A 605-nucleotide genomic window follows, 5' to 3' on the forward strand; every position below is an offset into this window, starting at 1 on the left:
ATGCGTCACTTCTCCTGCCGGTCATATCCTTTTTGGACGGTCATTCACTTGTCAAAGTACTGTTTGGTACGAAATTACCAACTGCAATCATCATAGCGGACTATTCTTGACAAAACAATGCTTCTGCGATACCATGAGTGTAACGGATATAACTGAATTATATAATTACCATAATCAAAGGCAGGGGATAGGGATGGAGAATCAGTTTATACGGCATGAGCCATGTTTTGAGAGGATTTTGTTTGTCCTGACGCTGGACAGGAAGAAAATGAAAGAGAGGATTTTGATTGGGGAAGAACAGCAGATCCGCTTCCGTCTGAACGGGAGCCAAAACACAGAGGTGCTTTGTGATATGACACGCCCGCTGGGGACTTTTTTGATAAACTTTGAGCGTGACACGGACAGAGACTGGAACTTATACGGGCTTTCTCCGCTGCGGCAAGCCCTCCACTCCAACCGATGGAAACAGCCGGAGCTGGAGCAGGCGGCAAGCGAATTTCTCTGGGGGAAATATCTTAGCAATGACCCTCTGAAAATGTATGTGGCGTTCCGTATCTGGAACAGCTATCTGCTTGCCAGAGAACCCCGTGACCGTAACGCTGCCT

1 pseudogene is annotated in these 605 nt (G+C 47.3%); it reads left to right on the top strand.

Features of this window, described 5'->3' with window-relative positions:
* Positions 1–193: 193 nt before the first annotated feature.
* A pseudogene (locus OCV62_RS18085) lies at positions 194–605 on the top strand (hypothetical protein); the annotation flags it as partial.

It is taken from the genome of Gallintestinimicrobium propionicum (genome assembly GCF_025567525.1).
GTDB lineage: Bacteria > Bacillota > Clostridia > Lachnospirales > Lachnospiraceae > Gallintestinimicrobium > Gallintestinimicrobium propionicum.